Source organism: Actinomadura flavalba DSM 45200, from assembly GCF_000374305.1.
Classification (GTDB): domain Bacteria; phylum Actinomycetota; class Actinomycetes; order Streptosporangiales; family Streptosporangiaceae; genus Spirillospora; species Spirillospora flavalba.
In genome coordinates this window covers 70,179-87,131 of record NZ_KB894094.1, presented here as the reverse complement: position 1 = coordinate 87,131, position 16,953 = coordinate 70,179, and the positions used below count along the sequence as shown (strand labels likewise).

17 protein-coding genes are annotated in these 16,953 nt (G+C 70.8%); 7 read left to right on the top strand and 10 right to left on the bottom strand.

The genetic code is table 11. The features are described 5' to 3' along the window. Positions 1–155: 155 nt before the first annotated feature. The gene (locus tag C229_RS0109880) at positions 156–563 is read right to left on the bottom strand and encodes an OsmC family protein (RefSeq protein WP_018654906.1); all 408 of its coding nucleotides are present in this window, start codon (positions 561–563) and stop codon (positions 156–158) included. A gap of 63 nt (positions 564–626) precedes the next feature. Continuing rightward, the gene (locus tag C229_RS35750) at positions 627–2,726 is read right to left on the bottom strand and encodes a DEAD/DEAH box helicase (RefSeq protein WP_018654905.1); all 2,100 of its coding nucleotides are present in this window, start codon (positions 2,724–2,726) and stop codon (positions 627–629) included. 384 nt (positions 2,727–3,110) lie between these two features. Here C229_RS35750 and C229_RS32740 point away from each other — a divergent pair, with 384 nt between their 5' ends. The 3 genes from C229_RS32740 to C229_RS0109860 all read left to right on the top strand — a co-directional run bounded on the left by C229_RS32740 (position 3,111) and on the right by C229_RS0109860 (position 6,256). Then, positions 3,111–3,458 carry a hypothetical protein gene (locus C229_RS32740; protein ID WP_018654904.1) on the top strand — a complete coding sequence of 116 codons (348 nt, stop codon included), beginning with the start codon at positions 3,111–3,113 and terminating at the stop codon, positions 3,456–3,458. Between the two features lie 240 nt (positions 3,459–3,698). Further along, entirely contained in the window at positions 3,699–4,496 is a 798-nt protein-coding gene (locus tag C229_RS0109865) for a hypothetical protein (RefSeq protein ID WP_018654903.1), read from the top strand. Next, positions 4,493–6,256 carry a GMC family oxidoreductase N-terminal domain-containing protein gene (locus C229_RS0109860; RefSeq protein ID WP_018654902.1) on the top strand — a complete coding sequence of 588 codons (1,764 nt, stop codon included), beginning with the start codon at positions 4,493–4,495 and terminating at the stop codon, positions 6,254–6,256. Before C229_RS0109865 ends, C229_RS0109860 begins: the two co-directional genes overlap by 4 nt. 421 nt (positions 6,257–6,677) lie before the next feature. Here the strand turns inward: C229_RS0109860 and C229_RS0109855 are convergent, their stop codons facing one another. Continuing rightward, complete coding sequence (locus C229_RS0109855; protein ID WP_018654901.1) at positions 6,678–8,084, bottom strand: hypothetical protein; 1,407 nt, start codon at positions 8,082–8,084, stop codon at positions 6,678–6,680. Positions 8,085–8,263: 179 nt separating this feature from the next. Between C229_RS0109855 and C229_RS0109850 the strand changes: the two genes are divergently transcribed. Then, positions 8,264–9,223: a hypothetical protein gene (locus C229_RS0109850; protein WP_026313626.1), complete on the top strand. Its 960-nt coding sequence runs from the start codon at positions 8,264–8,266 to the stop codon at positions 9,221–9,223. A gap of 81 nt (positions 9,224–9,304) precedes the next feature. Here the strand turns inward: C229_RS0109850 and glnA are convergent, their stop codons facing one another. Further along, entirely contained in the window at positions 9,305–10,729 is a 1,425-nt protein-coding gene (glnA, locus tag C229_RS0109845; RefSeq protein WP_018654899.1) for a type I glutamate--ammonia ligase, read from the bottom strand. A 174-nt stretch (positions 10,730–10,903) separates the two neighbouring features. Here glnA and C229_RS0109840 point away from each other — a divergent pair, with 174 nt between their 5' ends. Further along, positions 10,904–11,389 carry an RDD family protein gene (locus C229_RS0109840; RefSeq protein WP_018654898.1) on the top strand — a complete coding sequence of 162 codons (486 nt, stop codon included), beginning with the start codon at positions 10,904–10,906 and terminating at the stop codon, positions 11,387–11,389. A gap of 40 nt (positions 11,390–11,429) precedes the next feature. Here C229_RS0109840 and C229_RS0109835 read toward each other — a convergent pair whose 3' ends face one another. Both C229_RS0109835 and lipA read right to left on the bottom strand, forming a co-directional pair. Beyond that, positions 11,430–12,125, bottom strand: coding sequence for a DUF4191 domain-containing protein (locus C229_RS0109835; protein ID WP_018654897.1), 696 nt, complete (start codon positions 12,123–12,125; stop codon positions 11,430–11,432). Between the two features lie 27 nt (positions 12,126–12,152). Beyond that, positions 12,153–13,082 carry a lipoyl synthase gene (gene lipA / locus C229_RS0109830; RefSeq protein WP_018654896.1) on the bottom strand — a complete coding sequence of 310 codons (930 nt, stop codon included), beginning with the start codon at positions 13,080–13,082 and terminating at the stop codon, positions 12,153–12,155. A 152-nt stretch (positions 13,083–13,234) separates the two neighbouring features. On the opposite strand from lipA, the gene C229_RS0109825 reads away from it, so the two are divergent. Next, on the top strand, positions 13,235–13,744 hold the full coding sequence (locus tag C229_RS0109825; protein WP_018654895.1) for a YfbM family protein: 510 nt from the start codon (positions 13,235–13,237) through the stop codon (positions 13,742–13,744). On the opposite strand, the gene C229_RS34160 is transcribed toward C229_RS0109825, so the two are convergent. The 4 genes from C229_RS34160 to C229_RS0109805 all read right to left on the bottom strand — a co-directional run bounded on the left by C229_RS34160 (position 13,741) and on the right by C229_RS0109805 (position 16,443). Further along, the gene (locus C229_RS34160) at positions 13,741–13,905 is read right to left on the bottom strand and encodes a hypothetical protein (RefSeq protein ID WP_155884747.1); all 165 of its coding nucleotides are present in this window, start codon (positions 13,903–13,905) and stop codon (positions 13,741–13,743) included. The two genes, C229_RS0109825 and C229_RS34160, sit on opposite strands and share 4 nt — an antisense overlap. 77 nt (positions 13,906–13,982) lie before the next feature. Further along, entirely contained in the window at positions 13,983–14,651 is a 669-nt protein-coding gene (gene lipB / locus C229_RS0109815) for a lipoyl(octanoyl) transferase LipB (protein ID WP_051108950.1), read from the bottom strand. 70 nt (positions 14,652–14,721) lie between these two features. Beyond that, positions 14,722–15,462 (bottom strand): Type 1 glutamine amidotransferase-like domain-containing protein, encoded by a 741-nt coding sequence (locus C229_RS0109810; RefSeq protein WP_018654892.1) that lies wholly within the window; start codon positions 15,460–15,462, stop codon positions 14,722–14,724. A gap of 87 nt (positions 15,463–15,549) precedes the next feature. After that, the gene (locus tag C229_RS0109805; RefSeq protein ID WP_018654891.1) at positions 15,550–16,443 is read right to left on the bottom strand and encodes a TIGR01777 family oxidoreductase; all 894 of its coding nucleotides are present in this window, start codon (positions 16,441–16,443) and stop codon (positions 15,550–15,552) included. 194 nt (positions 16,444–16,637) lie between these two features. On the opposite strand from C229_RS0109805, the gene C229_RS0109800 reads away from it, so the two are divergent. Next, positions 16,638–16,940, top strand: a complete 303-nt coding sequence (locus C229_RS0109800; protein WP_026313625.1) for a hypothetical protein — start codon at positions 16,638–16,640, stop codon at positions 16,938–16,940. Positions 16,941–16,953 lie beyond the last annotated feature (13 nt).

The following is a 16,953-nucleotide window of genomic DNA, read 5'->3' as shown; positions in this document are numbered from 1 at the left end:
GGCCATGCTCCTTATCTTTGCGCTTTGGTCAGCCCGCTGTGATCAGCGGGACGAACGGTCTTCATCTCAACCTGAAGTAGTAGAGCGGCGCTTGAACGTACGGACTTTCGGTGGAGTTAAACCCTTGACCCGGGGGTGAACGAGGGGAGTCCCGGTCAGGGGATGACCTGGGTCACCTCCATCGGCCGCTTGAGCGTGTTGCCGACCGTGCAGTACTGCTCGTAGACGCGCGCCGCGACCGCGCGCAGCACCTCGTCGGACTTCGCGGTGGACGCCGCGTCGCCCGGGGGCAGCTCCACGTCGTAGGTGATGGTGATCGGGCCCAGCTCGTTCGCCGCGATCTTGTCGGCGGTGACGGTCGTCGCGAGACGCACCATCCGGTGCCCCCGCTGGGACGTGAGCGGTTCGACGGAGAACAGCTCGCAGCCGCCGAGCGCCGCGAGCAGCAGTTCCACCGGGGAGAACACGCCTTCGGCGTCGGGGCCGCCGATCGCCACCCGGCCGCCGCGGTCGTTGGTGGCCTCGAAACCGTCGTCGGTGCGCTCGACGCGAACGTTGGGCATGGGAGCCTCCTGGGGCGGGTCGTCACTCTTCCGGGCGAACGTCCGGGAAGTTCTGAGTCTTCCCTATCCGAGGCGTTCCTGCTCCTCCGAAACGATCGTGGCGGCGAGCAACGCCTCGGAGATGTCGAGCGCGTCCGGCGTGGACTCGGCCAGGTCGCTGCGGCGCGCGTACTCGTCGAACAGGCCCTGCTTGAGCCGCAGGATCTCCAGCATCCGCTGGTCGACGCTGTCGGGCGTCAGCAGCCGGTGCACCTGCACCGACCGGGTCTGCCCCATCCGGTGCGCGCGGCCGACCGCCTGCGCCTCCAGCGTCGGTTTCACCTGCGGCTCGCACAGGATCACCACCGACGCCGCCTGGAGGTTCAGGCCCGTCCCGCCCGCCTGGATCTGCGCGAGCAGCACCGCGTGGCCGGGCTCGCGGGCGAACGCGTCCACGACGGCCTGGCGGTCGGCGGCGGGGACGCTGCCGGTGATCGGGCCGTGCGCGTCGCGGCCGACGGTGAGCCGGACGGCGTCCAGCACGTCCCGGAAGAACGAGAAGATCACCACCTTGCGCTCGTTCTCCGCAGCCTCCTCGACCAGCTCGGCCAGCCGCCGCAGCTTCGCCGACCGCTTGACGTCGGCGTAGGCGGCGCGGCGCATCGCCATGAACGCGCCGTCGCGGACGGCGTCCCGGTAGTGGCGGGCGTCGGCGGCGCTGAACTCCTCCCACTCGTCCACCCGGACGACGTCGGGCAGCTCGACCAGCACGTCCTGCTGGTTGCGGCGCAGGTAGGCGGGGCCGACGGCGGCGCGGAACGCGCGCGGGCCCATCGCGGCGTCGCTGTGCCGGATGTCGGGCAGCAGCTCGGGCCGCAGGTACTCCACCAGCGTGCGGAACTCCTCGACGCGGTTCTCCATCGGCGTGCCGGTGAGGAACAGGACGCGTCCGGCGTCGCCGCACCAGGCGCGGACGGCGCCCGCGCGGCGGGTCGCGGGGTTCTTGGCGTAGTGCGCCTCGTCCACGACGAGCAGGTCGAGCGGGTGCGGGGGCAGCGCGTGCAGGGTGTCGAGCGTGGTGACGGCGACGCCGCCCTTGGCCGCCCACGCCCGGAGCGCCCCGGCGCGGCCCGGGCCGTGCACCGGGTGCGGCGTCAGCGTGGTGTGCGTCTCGATCTCGCGCAGCCAGTTGATGAGAACGCTCGCCGGGCACGCCACGAGCACCCGTTCGCGGCCCCGCTCGGCCAGGTGCGCGGCGACGGCGAGGGCCTGCACGGTCTTGCCGAGGCCCATCTCGTCCCCGAGGATGACGCGTTCCTGGGCGAGTGCGAACTTGGCGCCGAACTCCTGGTAGCCGCGCAGCGCGACGCGCAGCCGCGCGGTGTCGAGCGGCTGCGCGCGGACGCGGCGGGCGAGGTCGTCGGTGAGGTGGCCTTCGGCGGCGTCGCCGTCGGGGACCAGCGCCGCGATCTCGGCCAGCGCCGTCTGGTACTCGGCGGCCCGCAGCTCGTAGTCGATGCGGGCCTCGTCGGGGCCCGCCTCGGGGCGGAGCAGGTCGACGGAGGTCTGCGCGAGCAGCAGGCGGGACTCGTCCTCGCGGCGCAGCAGCGCGGCGATCTCCGCGACGGCGGCGTCGGCGCGTTCGCGGCGGGCGCGTCCGGCGACCAGGCGCAGCCACCAGCGGGACGCGGGGCGCGCGTCCGCGAGGAGCGGCGACAGTTCCTCGTCCACCCGTTCTGCGACGCCGCGTGCCCGGGCCAGGTCGGGTCCGGCGGTGACGACGCGGTGCAGCGCGACGAGCAGCGCCCGGTCGGGTTCGTCCCCGATCGTGACGGGCGCGGCCCGCTCGGCGGCGTCCGCGATCTGCCGCGCGGCGGCGTGGAGCTGCGCCGCCGTCTGCGGCCCGACGCCCGGCAGCGCCTGCAACCGGTACGGGGTGCTGTCCAGGACGTCCCCGACGGTGGCGTACCCGGCGTTCTCCAGCGGCCCGAGCCGCAGCCGCCCGCCGGTGACGTCCTTCAGCCGCGCGAGCGGAATCCCCGCGAGCTGCGCCCGCGCCTTCTCCGCGCGCAACGGCGCGACGGCCTCCTGCACGGCCCCCCGCGCCCGCCGCTCGTCCGCGATCAGATCCCGCGCGGCGTCCCGCAGCCCATGCCCACCACGCAGGATGTCCTTGACGTCCACAATCCGCCGAGCATACGACCCCCCACCGACACCGGCGGCGCGGGCTGACTTTGCTCACCATCGAGCCCGGCTTGAGAGTAACGTTTCGCTACTGCTTGATTACAGATTCGCTCTAGGATGGTGCGGCGTGGGGTACATACACTCAGAATGACGGGCGGAGTCTGTGACGCGACCGAAGCACCGGGACAAGGAGTTGGACCACGTCCTTGAGCAGGCGTGGGAGAAGGGATGGCGGATCACGCGGGACAAGCGGTACTGGAAGCTCTGGTGTCCTTGCGAACAGAAGCATTTCAAGACCGTCAAGCTGACGCCGTCTGATCCTGGCTACAAGCGGAACCTTCTCAAGAAGCTCGGTAATAGTACGTGCTGGAACGAGGAGCGCCGATGATCTTCTATGCGGAGCTTGGCCTGAAGGTCGACGTCGTTCAGGTCGACGACATGGCGACACGTGTCGAGGAGTTCCTGGACGCGCTTGCGGACCTGGAGGAAGCCGACCCGTCAATTCATGACGTCGACGTGACCGCGGCGCTGGCCACGGGTGATGTGTCGGCCACGATGTACGTGCGGGCGGACGACCTGGCGGACGCCGGTCAGAAGATCGTTGCCACCGTCCGGGCGGCCCTCCACGAGATCGGTGACGGCACACCGGGCTGGGAACACGTCGCGCAGGCGATGCGGCAGGCCTGCATGAACGTCCGTGCTGAGGGCGCACGCGAACTCGCCGGCACCTGACCCGCAGCGGAGTCCGACACCGTGAGCACCGCTGCGGGCGGCCGGGGCCGCGAGCGTCGTGTCCGACCTGACGGACACGGCGGCCGTGGTGAGGGCCGTGCTGGGCGGCTGAAACGTCCGCGCCTAGGGGGAGGGCGATGAAACCGCGCGGGCGGGCTTGGCGTTTTCCGCCAACCCTCTCTGACAAGTCGTCCAATACGGTGGGGCACCCGCGGACGGCGACCGAGAGCGGTGGTTCCTGTGACCGGCACGGCTTCCCCCGACCGACGTACCCTGCTCGGCGCCGCCGGGCTCGCCGCCGCCGTCGCGGCCGTCCCGTCCCTCGGCCTGCCGCCGCCCGCGCGGGCCGCCGCGCCCGACGCGCTCACGCTGTGGACGCTCGACACGATGAGCGGCCTGGCCGCCTTCGTCATGCCCGGCCCCGACGCGTACTCCCGGGCGCAGGGCACGCCGCGCCGCGAACCCGGCGGCATCGAGGCGCGCACGCCCGAGTTCCTCGTGGACGCCCTCGACCGGTACCTGCCCGTCCCCGACCTGCCCGCCGCGTCCCTCGCCCGGGGGCTGCTCGCGGCGGTGCCCGGCGACGCCGGCGCGGGCGGGACGCCGCTGCTGCGGAGCGACGCGTCCGTCCCGCTGTCGCCGGTCGTGGCGCTGCTGCTCAACGTGCAGGCGCTGCGGGTCGCGCCGTGGACCGTCGCCGGGCCGTTCCGCACGCCGTTCGCGCGGCTGTCCTTCGACCGCAAGGCCCGCGTGTTCGAGCTGCTGGAGGGCGCCGACCCCGACCTCGTCGAGATCTTGGACGCGCGGCTGCCCGAGCCGCTGCGCCGCACCGCGTCCGGGCTGCTGCGGTTCCTCGGCGGCGCGCTGCTGGAGCTGACCGCGCTCGGCGGCTACTCCGAATGGGCCGTCTGGGACCGCGACGCCCGGGAACTGCGCGGCACCCCCGTCGGCTGGCGCGTCAGCGGCTACACGCCCGCCGCCGAGGGCCGCCCCGAGTTCCGCGGCTACTACCAGGGGCGCAGGGAGGCGACCGGATGAGCCGGGACGTGATCGTCGTCGGGGCGGGCGGCGGCGGGCCCGTCGTCGCGAAGGAGCTGGCGTCGCGGGGACTGGACGTCCTGCTGCTGGAGGGCGGCGCCCGGCACGGCGACCCGCGCCGCGAGTGGACCCACCTGGAGAACGACGCGAACAACCCGCTGACGGGGTTCCTGCGCGCCGGGCCGTCCGACCGGGACGCCCCCGCCTGGCTGCGCGAGACGCCGCAGAACTCCTACCTCCTCCAGGCCACCGGCGTCGGCGGGACGACCCTGCACTACTACGGCAACTCGCCGCGCGCGTTCCGGGGCGTGTTCGCCGGATACACCGGCGCGGACCGGGCGATGTACGACACCGCCCACGCCTTCCCGTTCCGGTACGAGGAGCTGGTGCCGTACTACGCGTGGGTCGAGGCGACGCTGCCGGTGCAGACGGCGGCGATGGGCGTCAAGGAGACCGTGTTCCTCGGCGGAGCCGAACGGCTCGGCCTGCCCGTCCAGACGACCAAGGACACGCTGACGGCGTCGTTCCGCCCGCAGGAGAACGCGATCCTGCAACCCGGCGGCACGGCCGGGCGCACCGGAGACCCGGCACGGCTGCGCCACCCGCAGGCCACCGGCTGCACGTTCTGCGGCTACTGCCTGCAAGGCTGCATGGAGCCCGCCGGAGCGCCGCGCAACCAGGCCGCCAAACGCTCTACCGACAACAGCTACGTGCCGATGGCGCTGACGGCCCCCGCCTGGTCACGCCACGGCCGCGCGGTGACGCTGCTCGCCGACGCGTACGTCACGCGCGTGCACACGGCACGACGCTCCGGACGGACGACGGCGACCGGCGTGACGTGGCGGTCGGTGACGACGGGGGAGACGCACCGGGAGGACGCGAAGGTCGTCGTCCTCGCCGGAGGCACGACGGAGACGCCCCGGCTCTGGCTGAACAGCGGCCTGCCGAACCCGAACGGCTGGGTCGGACGGGGCCTGACCGACCACCACCTCGACTTCGTCACCGGGGTGTTCGACGACGACACCGGCTCGTCGCGCGGCCCGTCGTCGGCCGCCCGCTGCGACTTCCCCGGCTACGGGTCGCTGGAGAACGTCGGCGTCCCGCCCGCGATGCAGGCGTTCTCGTTCGCGCTGTCCGACAGCGGCATCCGGGGCCGCTACCGCAACGGCCGCGGCCCGACCGGACCGTGGGACGGCCGCGCGGGACGCGTCGTCGGCCCCGAGCTGAAGGAGCTGCTGGCGCACGGCGTGGACCGGCTGCTCAACGTCCTGATCCTGACGGGCGACGACGTCGAACCCGACAACCGCGTCACCCTGTCGGCGCTGCCCACCGACGAGCACGGCCAGATCCCCAAGGCGGTCCTCCGCCACCGATCCCGCAGCCGCCGCACCGCCGACTCCCGCGAGTACCTGGCCCGCCGCGCCGCCGAACTGCTCCGCAAGGCCGGTGCCCGCCGCGTCCACCGCATGGACTGGGCGCCCCTCCTGCTGCACATCCACTCGTCGATGCGCATGGGCGCCTCGGCCGCGAACTCCGTCCTGGACGCCGACGCCCAGAGCCGCTGGGTCTCGGCCCTCTACGTCGCCGACAACTCCGCCCTCCCCAACGCCCTGGGCGGCCCCAACCCCACCCTCACCACCCAGGCCCTCGCCACCCGCACCGCCGAAAAGATCTTCACCACCCACTTCTCCGGCACCCCGTGGATCACCGACGAGCCCCCCGTCCCCTCCACCGACCCCCGCATCTCCGCGGTTCTGTGACATCAGATCCAGCCGACGACGGAACTGTTCCCTGCGGCTTCGGCCGAGCCGTCGTCACTCTTCACTAGTTCCGAGGGCTGCACCGGTGCCCGGACGTCCTAGGGAGCCGTCCGCTTCGAGTGTGGAAGGAGTAGATTCGACGATGCCTGCTTGATCCCTCGCATTTCGCTCGGCGCCACCTCTGAGTTCCTGACGCACTCGCCGCCAAGCACGGATGATGGGGGGCAGCCGGGACAATACATCGCTGATCTGCGTGAGTAGGAGAGTCACGCAGCCGAACGAGGCGAGGATGATCAAGGTGGTCTTGTCCCAGTTCACGCGCTGTCTCCACTCTCGTTGGACCATGACACCTACTGAGGCGGGCGAGTGTGCAGAATTTCGCTTTCAAAATTGCCGTTCGGGAAATGATTCTTACTTGCAATCATTCGGTCCGCTGGTCGAACAGTTCTCGAGCGCACATCCAGTCGAGAATTTTCACGCCTAGCTCGTCGGGTGCATCGAGCAAAAAGTTCGCCAACGTTGCGCGGTCTTGGAGCGGTTCCGGCACGTCCGACGGCTCCAGTACGGCAAGATGCCCCACTGCTGCCTTGACGACCGTATTCCAGCCGGGCATGCCAAAGTGCGCGGGAGCTCTGAGGGCGCCGATCGCGGCCCCGTGCAACAACGCTCCTCGCCAGCCTCTCTCGCGCATCAGTTTCGACATGTGCCATGTCTGCGTCTCGACGTGTTCTACGAACTCCTTCAAAGGCCCACCGCTCGCACTCAAGGTGAAGTTCGAGCCGCCGGCCCAGCGTAGGTGAACGTCCGAGGCGATGATCTGAAAAGTAGACAATGCTTCGGGCCCTTTCTCTTTCGCGGCGATGAGAGATGTTCTCGCCCGGCGGTAAAGGTCAACGCTCTGCGCGAGCATTTCGCCGTCACTCGGTCCATCGGCCGTCGCGAGGATGTCCTCCAGGGGGCCAGTGCGCCATGCGGCGGCGACGAGTCCGACTGCGGCACAGTTGATCAGTAGTTTGGTGTCGCCTGAGTCAATCTTGAGATATTCAAGAACGGAAGTCAGCTGCTCATCGTCCGGCGTCGACGGAGAAGGGGGCGTGCCAGTCGTCCGCTGTGCTGTCTGATGCGGCGCGTCGTCCGGGCGCTCGATTGCGATCCCTCTGGTGGTCAGGGAATCGAAGATCTCATCCGGGCCGCAGTCGATATGTGAAACGCCATGCTCGCCGTGACAGTCGGCCGTGCACTCCACTTCATCGGATGAATCGTCCAAGGGGGACGCTTCATTGATCAAATGATAAGCGAGCCTGCTTGCCACCGCCTCGCGCGCTGCGATCATCGCCAAGGAGATGCGCAGGTTCTGGTCTCTCCATTCCGTGTCCGTGGGCTCCATCGACGCGGGGCGAGTAGGAGCATCGCCCACGGTCCAGTCGTGGCTAGATTCGAGCGACACCAGGAGCCAGGCGATCTCAAGCGGTTCGACCTCATCCTCGGAGGCCAGTCCCGCGACCGCATCGGCGGCCCGGCGTACAGCACAGAGCCGGTCCAGGTAATGCGCACGCGACGCTGTCCACTGTTCCTCCTCTGCGCGCGCCCGCTCCGCGTCTTCTACCAGTGCGTGGTCGCGCGCTCGACGAGCTCGGGCGACGAAACGGGTCAGGCAGGGGCGGCAGGCGAAGAGTCCGGACGACTCGGTTGGTCCAAGCGGTATCGGCTCATGGCCGTCGAACGCGCTGGCGCACAGACAGCAGTCGAGAGCCTCGACTTGGCGGGATGTGGGTATGGCCGGGAGCGCGGCACGGATCGTGGCATACGCGTAGGCGGGGACATGCACAGGCGCGGTCCTTCTGTCGACGTCGGTGCGATGCCTCATCCTCTCGGCGTTCGGGGGCCGACTGTCACAGTCTGGCGGGCGCGGCGCGGAACTTGGCGGGAACTGACGCGCCGTCGACCTGCTGCTCGTACGATGTTGGCGATATCTGGCGCCTCACCCCAGGAAGCAGGTTCGAGAGAGTGGCCACCACATCCTCTGACCAGCGAGACGAGGCGCATCGCGAACTGGCTCAGGCACTCCAGGAACTGCATCGTGCAGCCGGTTCACCGGGCGCGCGCCGGGTAAGTGCTCTCACCAAGGAGCGGGACGACCTTCCCGACTCTGTCAGTCACGAGGGCGTACGGACCGCTCTCAAGGGATTGCGTGTGCCGCGCTGGGAGACCGTTCATTCGATCGTCGCGGTGCTCGCTGAGAAGTGTGCTCCGCCTCGGGATCATCAGGCGGAGGTGGCCAGATTCCTGCCTCTGTGGCGTGCAATACGTGACGGCGATGCCGGTGCGATGAAGTCGGCGCGAGAACTGGTCCTCGGCGGTTGGGGTGGTGAAGACGGCCAGTGGACTGCGGAACAGGTCGTTGGCGTTCTGAGCAACCCCTACAACGCCATCGAGATTCATCCATCCCTCGCGACACCCCATGAGACTCTGATCTCGGAGGACGATTGGGTTCGCGTGAGTCTCCGAACGATTGAGGAGTCCGGCGCGGAGTTCTTCCTGCGTGCGTTGCTTCGCTCGCTCAAGGGCGACTATGTCGGAGCGGACGAAGGTGTGCCCTATGGTTACCGTGATCCGGGCTCTGAGGTGGCAGAAGCGCACGCGGTGTTTCAGTTCGGTTGTCTGGAGATCCTTCGACGGCTCCGACACGAGCCCAATCTCCTGCAGGATTCCATTCGTGCGATGCGAAGCGACGAGACGATGGACCGGGAGGAGAGGCTGGAGATGTTGGAGGCGGAGTCAGATCTGGCCCTGATGAGAGAGATCATGACCGTGACTCCCGCCACCTGGGATGAGGTCTCGGAGGAAGCTCACCATCTCGTCTTCGGCTACCTCATCAAGGAAGTTCGGCCGGTCGGCCGGCCGGATCTGCCGCCGTGCGAACGCTTTCAGATTACTTGGCGTGTGCCCGAGCCTCCCGCAACGTGACTTCGGGCTGACACCTCCCCGCATGCGGCGGGCCGCCGCCCCCGGTGGGGGCGGCGGCCCGGGAGCGCGCCGTGGTGCGGGCTAGATGTCGTAGTACAGCTCGAATTCGTGGGGGTGGGGGCGGAGGCGGATCGGGTCGATCTCGAATTCGCGCTTCATGCTGATCCAGGTCTCGATGAGGTCCGGGGTGAAGACGCCGCCTTCCAGCAGGAAGTCGTGGTCGTTCTCCAGGGACGTGAGGACCGCGTCGAGGGAGCCCGGGACCTGGGGGATGGCGCGCATCTCCTCGGGGGGCAGCTCGTAGAGGTCCTTGTCGACCGGGTCGGCGGGCTCGATCTTGTTCTTGATGCCGTCGAGCCCGGCCATCAGCATCGCCGAGAACGCCAGGTACGGGTTGCAGGACGGGTCCGGGACGCGGAACTCGACGCGCTTGGCCTTCGGGTTCGAACCGGTGATCGGGATGCGGATGCAGGCCGAGCGGTTGCGCTGGGAGTAGACCAGGTTGACCGGGGCCTCGTAGCCGGGGACCAGGCGGTGGTAGGAGTTCACCGTCGGGTTCGTGAACGCCAGCAGCGACGGGGCGTGCCGGAGCAGGCCGCCGATGTAGAAGCGGGCGTTGTCGGACAGGCCCGCGTAGCCGACCTCGTCGTAGAAGAGCGGCGAGCCGTCCTTCCACAGCGACTGGTGGACGTGCATGCCCGACCCGTTGTCGCCGAAGATCGGCTTCGGCATGAACGTGACGGTCTTGCCCGCCGCGCGCGCCACGTTCTTCACGATGTACTTGTAGAGCATGAGCTGGTCGGCGCTGCGCAGCAGCGTGTCGAAACGGAAGTCGATCTCCGCCTGACCGGCCGTGCCGACCTCGTGGTGCTGCATCTCCACGGTGATGCCGGACTTGAGGAGCTGCGTCACCATCTCCGACCGCAGGTCGGTGTAATGGTCCATCGGCGGGACGGGGAAGTAGCCGCCCTTGTACGGCGGCTTGGCGCCGAGGTTGCCGCCGGGCTCCTCGCGGCCGGTGTTCCACGCGCCCTCGATCGAGTCGAGGTAGTAGTAGCCGGCGTTCTGCTTCGTCTCGAAGCGGACGTCGTCGAAGATGTAGAACTCGGCCTCGGGGCCGACGTAGGCGGTGTCGGCGATGCCGGTGCCGCGCAGGTAGTCCTGGGCCTTCTTGGCGACGTTGCGCGGGTCGCGGCTGTAGGGCTCGCCCGTCAGCGGGTCGTGCACGAAGAAGTTCAGGTTCAGTGTCTTGTGCTGGCGGAACGGGTCGACGACGGCGGTCGTCGGGTCCGGTAGCAGCAGCATGTCGGACTCGTGGATCTCCTGGAACCCGCGAACCGACGAGCCGTCGAACATCAGTCCGTCGGTGAAGACGCTCTCGCCGAAGCTCTCCACGGGGAACGTGAAGTGCTGCATCTTGCCGGGCAGGTCGACGAAGCGGCAGTCGACGAACCGGACGTCCTCGTCCCTGATGTAGCTCAGGACCTCATCGGCACTGCTGAACATTCAGCCTCCTTGGGGCGCTCATGGCTGCTCGGGCAGGCTAGGACGCGGCCGTTTCCCGGCCATGTCCCATGTGTTTCGCCTGTGTTACATCTCACTCGGTGACGTGGGCCACGTGGACCCCCGGAAGGGCACCGAGCAGACATCGCCCTACCCCTGAGCGGATAGCGTATGCCTATGAGCAGTGGTGACACGCGTCGCGGTGACGGGCCGCGCTGGACGCAGACGTGGCTGAGCGGCGCCCGCTCGGCCGGGGTCGACCTCGGCCGCCCGGGGGAGCGGTACGGCCTGCCCGAGCAGGGCAGCGGCTCGGTCGCCGGGTACGGACGCAGGCTCGGCGCCCTGTTCCTCGACTGGCTCGCGTCCCTGCTCGTCGCCGGTCTGCTCGTCCAGGCGCTCGGCTGGGAGCCGTCCCAGCGCAGCCTGCTCACCCTCGCGATCTTCGGCGTCCAGGCGTGGCTGCTCACCGCGCTGACGGGCGTCACGCTCGGCAAGGCCGTCCTCGGCCTGCGGACGGTCCGCCTCGACGGCCGCCGCGTCGGGTTCGGCTGGGCCGCCGCCCGCGCCGCGCTGCTCCTGCTCGTCGTCCCGGCCCTGGTGTGGGACCGCGACTACCGCGGTCTCCACGACCGCGCCGCCAACACGATCGTCGTCCACCGCTGACGAGAAAGGCGCCCCCGAGGGGGCGCCTTCTGCGATGCGGTCAGCGGCTGCGCGGCTTGGGGCTCTTCGGCATGCGGGCGCCCCGGGGAACGGGGCCCTTCGGCATCTGCACGGCGCGGGGGAGCGCCTGGAGCCGGCCGTTGAGGTCGGCGAGCTGCGGCTTGGTGAGGTTGCGGGGCAGCTTCATCAGGTGGCGCTGGAGCTTGTCCACCGGGATCTGGCCCTCCTCCTCACCGACCTGGACGTCGTAGATGGGCACCTGCTGCGCGGCGCGGGAGATGCGCTTCTTCTCGGCGCCCAGCAGCGGGCCGACGCGGCTGCGCGGCCCCTCGGAGACCAGGACGACGCCCGCGCGGCCGACGGCGCGGTGGACCATGTCGAGGTTGCGGTTGCCGGTGACGGCCTCGGTGACCGTCCAGCCGCCCCGCATGTTCTGGAGGATCGCGGCGGCGGCGCCGGGCTGCCCGGCCAGCACCTTGTACTGCGCCCGCTGCGCACGGCGGCTGAACACGATCATGCCGACCAGGACGGCGGCCAGGACCCCCAGCGGGATGAAGAACCAGAGCTGGCCGATCAGCCAGCCGATGACGATGAGGACGGCGAGCGTCCCGAGCGCGGCGGCGGCGACGATCGGCAGGGCCTTCGGGTCCTGCTGACGGAGAACCTTGGCGACCATCCGGATCTGGGCGAACCGACCCGGACTGTCCTGGGCCCCGTCCTTGGGCTTCTTCGACATGCGTCCAGGATAGTCCGGTGATCCCGCTCAGCGGTCGCGCGCCTCGATCGCCTGCTGGTACAGCCGCCCGGCGCGGTAGCTGGAACGCACCAGCGGGCCGGACATGACGCCCGCGAACCCGATGGCCTCGGCCTCGGCGGACAGCTCCACGAACTCCTCCGGCTTGACCCAGCGCTCCACCGGGTGGTGGCGCGGGGACGGCCGCAGGTACTGCGTGATCGTGACGAGTTCGCAACCGGCGGAGTGCAGGTCGCGCAGCGCCTCGGAGACCTCCTCGCGGGTCTCGCCCATGCCGAGGATGAGGTTGGACTTGGTGACCAGACCGTCTTCGCGGGCGCGGGTGATGACGTCGAGGGAGCGCTCGTAGCGGAACCCGGGCCGGATGCGCTTGAAGATGCGCGGCACCGTCTCGACGTTGTGCGCGAGCACCTCGGGCCGCGACCCGAACACCTCCGCGAGCTGGCCGGGGTCGGCGTTGAAGTCGGGGATGAGCAGCTCGACGCCGCAGCCCGGCACCGCCGCGTGGATGCGGCGGACCGTCTCGGCGTACAGCCAGGCGCCGCCGTCCTCCAGGTCGTCGCGGGCGACGCCGGTGATCGTGGCGTACTTCAGGCCCATGGACGCGACGGACTCCGCGACGCGGCGCGGCTCGTCGCGGTCGAGCGCGGCGGGCTTGCCGGTGTCGATCTGGCAGAAGTCGCAGCGGCGGGTGCACTGGTCGCCGCCGATGAGGAAGGTCGCCTCGCGGTCTTCCCAGCACTCGTAGATGTTGGGGCAGCCGGCCTCCTGGCAGACGGTGTGCAGCCCCTCGGACTTCACCAGGCCGGTGAGCTCGCGATATTGCGGGCCCATCTTCAGCTTCGTCTTGATCCAGTCGGGTTTGCGCTCGATGGGCGTCTGGCTGTTGCGCGCCTCGACGCGCAGCAGCTTGCGTCCCTCAGGTGTCGCCGTCGTCACCCCTTCAGCCTACGTCGGGATGATCGGTGCCGGTACCGTGCCCGATCAGGTCCCGAACAGGACAAGATTGGGGCAGTTTCGCCACCTGCGGTCGCTGATCTCTCTAGGGTGACTCCCTGTCACGCCGCCGCCCGTTTCGCAGGAGGACCACCGTGGGTCTGGCCATGTCGTTCTTTCGGCTTCCGCCCGTGCTGGAGGGCGAGGCCGACCCCGGCGCGGTCGCCCGGCTGCTGTTCGGGCCCGCCGGACGCCGCGCGGCGCGTCCGGCCGACACGGTGCTGGACCTCGGCGGCGCCTGGCAGGTGCTGCACTACCTGCTGACCGGCGACCCGTGGGACGGCCCGCAGCCCGCGAGCGACGTCGTGTGCGGCGGGCGCCTGCTCACCGAGGACGGCGCGGACGAACTCGGCGCCGACGTCGTCTACCTGTCGCCCGACCGCGTGAAGCTCGCCGCCGACCACCTCACCGCGACGCCGTTCCTGCTGCTGGCCGAGCGCTGGGACGTCCGCGCGATGGCGGCGGCCGACGTCCAGGACGCGCGCTTCCTCGACGACGCCGCGCGGGACCGCGTGCTGCGCCCGATGCACGACGCGGTGACCCGTTTCTTCCAGCACGCCGCCGCCGAGGGCCACGCCGTGCACAAGCTGATGACGCAGAACTAGCGCGCGCCGCTCACGTCCTCGCGCCGGGCGCCCGCGCGGTTCCCCCGCCGCGCCGCGCGGCGCTGACCCCAGCGCACGAGCACGACGACGACCGCGATCTGCACGACGAGCAGGGCGATCGACAGGATCAACATCAGCACTTCGCCTGCTCCGAGGGCCATCGAGGGTCCTTCCGCGTCCGTCCCAGTGGTCGATGGCGGGGATCTTCCCCGCTGCGGAGCCGAATATGCGGCGGACGTCAGCGCGCGAGCTGCGCCGTGGTGCGGTGGAAGATCGCGGGGGCGTCGAGGGCGGCGGCGAGATGCTGTTCGACGAGCGGGACGACCTCGGCGACGGTAACGGGACGCCCGAGTTCGCCGGTGAGGCTGGTGGACCCGGCGTCGCGGATGCCGCACGGGACGATGCGGTCGAACCAGGCCATGTCGGGGTCGCAGTTGAGCTGGAAGCCGTGCATCGCGACGCCCCGCGAGACGCGGATGCCGATCGAGCCGATCTTGCGGTCGGGGGTGCCCTCGACCCACAGCCCGCTGCGGCCCTCGACCGTCGTCGTAGCCAGGCCCAGTTCGGCGCAGACCGCCATCATCATCCGCTCCAGCCGCCGCACGTACGCGACGACGTCCACCGGATCGGGCAGCTTGACGATCGGATAGCCGGTGAGCTGCCCCGGGCCGTGCCAGGTGATCTTGCCGCCCCGGTCGACGTCGACGACGGGGGCGCCCGGGTCACCGAAGGGGCGGTCCTGCGGTTCGGTGCGCTTGCCCGCCGTGTAAACCGGGCGGTGCTCCATCAGCAGGACGGTGTCACCGATCGCGTCGTCGGCGCGCAGCGCGTGGGTGCGGCGCTGCAACTCCCAGCCGTCCTCGTAGGGGACGGCGGCGGCGCCGAAGCCCGCGTGGACGACGACCAGCCCGGCGGCGGCGGTCGCCGGGGGTCGCCCGGCCGCCTCGCGTACGTCTGCGGTGTTCACACCGTCCAGACTATGCCGCCGGACCGAGCAGGCGGGGGTCCACGCGGATCTCCTTCGCCGACCCCTCGCCGTCCGGTTCGAGGCGGTACGCCGCGCCCTGCTCGCGGTACGACACCGCCTGCACGAACTCGGTGCCGACGTAGTGCAGCGCGACGTCCTCGTCGGCCGCGTACCCGGCGGGCAGCGTGCCGTCACCGACGAGCCGCTGGAGCAGCGGGCGCCGCTGCGCGTCGCTGTCGTAGTGGACGCCGCACGAGTACGGCAGGAACCCCAGCCCGTCGGTGAGCGGGCGCAGCTCGGGGCCGTAGGAGTCGGTGTTGCCGCCGACGTGCCAGCACAGCGCCCCCGCGCTCTGCCCCGACAGCACGACGCCCGCCTCCCACGCCTCGCGCAGGACGTCCCCGAGGCCGTGCAGCCGCCACAGCGCGAGCAGGTTCGCGACGCTGCCGCCGCTGACGTAGATGAGGTCCTGGGAGAGCAGGTGCGCGCGGACGTCGGCGTGGTTCGGCATGGGGAACAGCGCGACGTGGCTGACCTCGGCGTCGAGCTTGCCGAACCCCTCGTAGAAGCGCGCGATCACGGCGGGGTCGTCGCCCATGGCGGTGGCGAGGAAGCAGACGCGCGGCCGGTCCTGCCCGGTGAGGTCGATCGCGTACCGCAGCAGCGGGCTCGGTGACAGGCCGTAGCGGTCGTCGGGGACGAACGACCCGCCGCCGATCGCGAGGATGTGCGGCTGCCCGTCAGTGCTCATCGGTCTGCTCCTTTTCTGTGTGCCAGCGTGGAAGGCCACGGTAGGGCGCTCTGTCCGCCAAGCGACGCGCTTGGGCGAAACTTGGGATTAATCGCGCCGAAGCACGGCCCGCAGCGCATCCGGCAGTTCGGGGTGCGCGAACGCGAACCCGGCCTCCTCCAGCCGCGCCGGAACCACCTTCTGACTGATCAGCGGGCCCTCGTCGGCGAAGTCGCGCAGCGCGGCGCGCAGCACGAACGCCGGGACGGCCAGCTTCGCCGGACGCCCGAGCGCCCGCCCGACCTCGCGCGTGTAGTCGGCGTTGCGGACGGGGTGCGGCGCCGTCAGGTTCACCGGGCCGGACACGTCGTTGTCGAGCAGGAAGCGCAGCGCCGCGACCTCGTCGGCGAGGGTGATCCAGCTCGTCCACTGGCGGCCGTCGCCGAGCCGCGCGCCGAGCCCGAGCCGGAACAGCGGCAGCACCTTGCCGAGCAGGCCGCCGGAGCGATCCAGGACGATGCCGGTGCGCGGCAGGACGACGCGGACGCCCGCTCCGGCGGCGGGCGCGGCGGCGTCCTCCCAGTCCGCGACGAGGTCGGCCAGGAAGCCGGTGCCGCGCGGGGCGCCCTCGTCGGCGGCCCGGTCGCCGGTGGCGCCGTAGTAGCCGATCGCGGACCCCGACACCAGGACGCGCGGCGGCGCGGCGGCACGCGCGACGGCCTCGGCGATCGTGCGGGTGCCGGACACGCGGCTGGCGTAGATCTCCCGTTTGCGCGCCGACGTCCAGGGCCGGTCACCGATTCCGGCTCCGGCGAGGTGGACGACCGCGTCCACGCCGTCCACGGCCGCCGGATCGACGTGCTCGCCGGGCGTCCAGCGCACCTCGTCCGGCGCGGACGGCTCCCGCCGCACCAGCCGCCGCACCTCGTGCCCGTCCGCCCGCAGCGACCGCGCGAGCGCGGCCCCGATCAACCCCGACGCCCCGCTCACGGTCACCTTCATGCCCCCACCCTAGGACGACGCGCGCGCAACCGCCGGTAAGACCTCCGCCACCGGAGGGTCCTCGGCCGCGCACCGACGCACGCCGGACCCGGCACCGACGAACGGGCGTTCGAGGGACTGCCGCGTCGCCGGAGCGCGGCCGTGCGGGCGGGGCCGGTCGGCGCGCTGCGGGGGAGGGGACATACGCTCGGGGGATGGCGAAGATTCCCACTGCGGCGGTGGCCGCGTCCGGTCTGGTCGGGGGGTACACGGCGGCGCGGGTCACGCGGCGCCGGGAGCTGGGCGGGGTGGTGCTGGCCGCCGCCGGTGCCTGGTGCGCGCGGGAGTGGGCGCGCGCGGCCGGTCCGGCGACGGCGGCGGGGCTGCTGACCGTCTACGTCGCGGGGTTCGGCGGGTCGCACCCGCTGGCCAAGAAGATCGGCTCCTGGCCCGCCGTCCTCACCGTCACGGCCGTCTCGGCCGCCGCGTCCTACGCCGTGGCCGACCGCCGCGCCTGACCCCTGCGACGAA

What these genes read in the sequence shown, in the direction of transcription:
- C229_RS0109880 (WP_018654906.1), bottom strand. Translation starts at nt 563, where the DNA reads ATGCCCAACGTTCGCGTCGAGCGCACCGACGACGGTTTCGAGGCCACC.
- C229_RS32740 (WP_018654904.1), top strand. Translation starts at nt 3,111, where the DNA reads ATGATCTTCTATGCGGAGCTTGGCCTGAAGGTCGACGTCGTTCAGGTC.
- C229_RS0109860 (WP_018654902.1), top strand. Translation starts at nt 4,493, where the DNA reads ATGAGCCGGGACGTGATCGTCGTCGGGGCGGGCGGCGGCGGGCCCGTC.
- glnA (WP_018654899.1), bottom strand. Translation starts at nt 10,729, where the DNA reads ATGTTCAGCAGTGCCGATGAGGTCCTGAGCTACATCAGGGACGAGGAC.
- C229_RS0109840 (WP_018654898.1), top strand. Translation starts at nt 10,904, where the DNA reads ATGAGCAGTGGTGACACGCGTCGCGGTGACGGGCCGCGCTGGACGCAG.
- C229_RS0109835 (WP_018654897.1), bottom strand. Translation starts at nt 12,125, where the DNA reads ATGTCGAAGAAGCCCAAGGACGGGGCCCAGGACAGTCCGGGTCGGTTC.
- C229_RS34160 (WP_155884747.1), bottom strand. Translation starts at nt 13,905, where the DNA reads ATGGCCCTCGGAGCAGGCGAAGTGCTGATGTTGATCCTGTCGATCGCC.
- C229_RS0109810 (WP_018654892.1), bottom strand. Translation starts at nt 15,462, where the DNA reads ATGAGCACTGACGGGCAGCCGCACATCCTCGCGATCGGCGGCGGGTCG.
- C229_RS0109805 (WP_018654891.1), bottom strand. Translation starts at nt 16,443, where the DNA reads ATGAAGGTGACCGTGAGCGGGGCGTCGGGGTTGATCGGGGCCGCGCTC.
- C229_RS0109800 (WP_026313625.1), top strand. Translation starts at nt 16,638, where the DNA reads ATGGCGAAGATTCCCACTGCGGCGGTGGCCGCGTCCGGTCTGGTCGGG.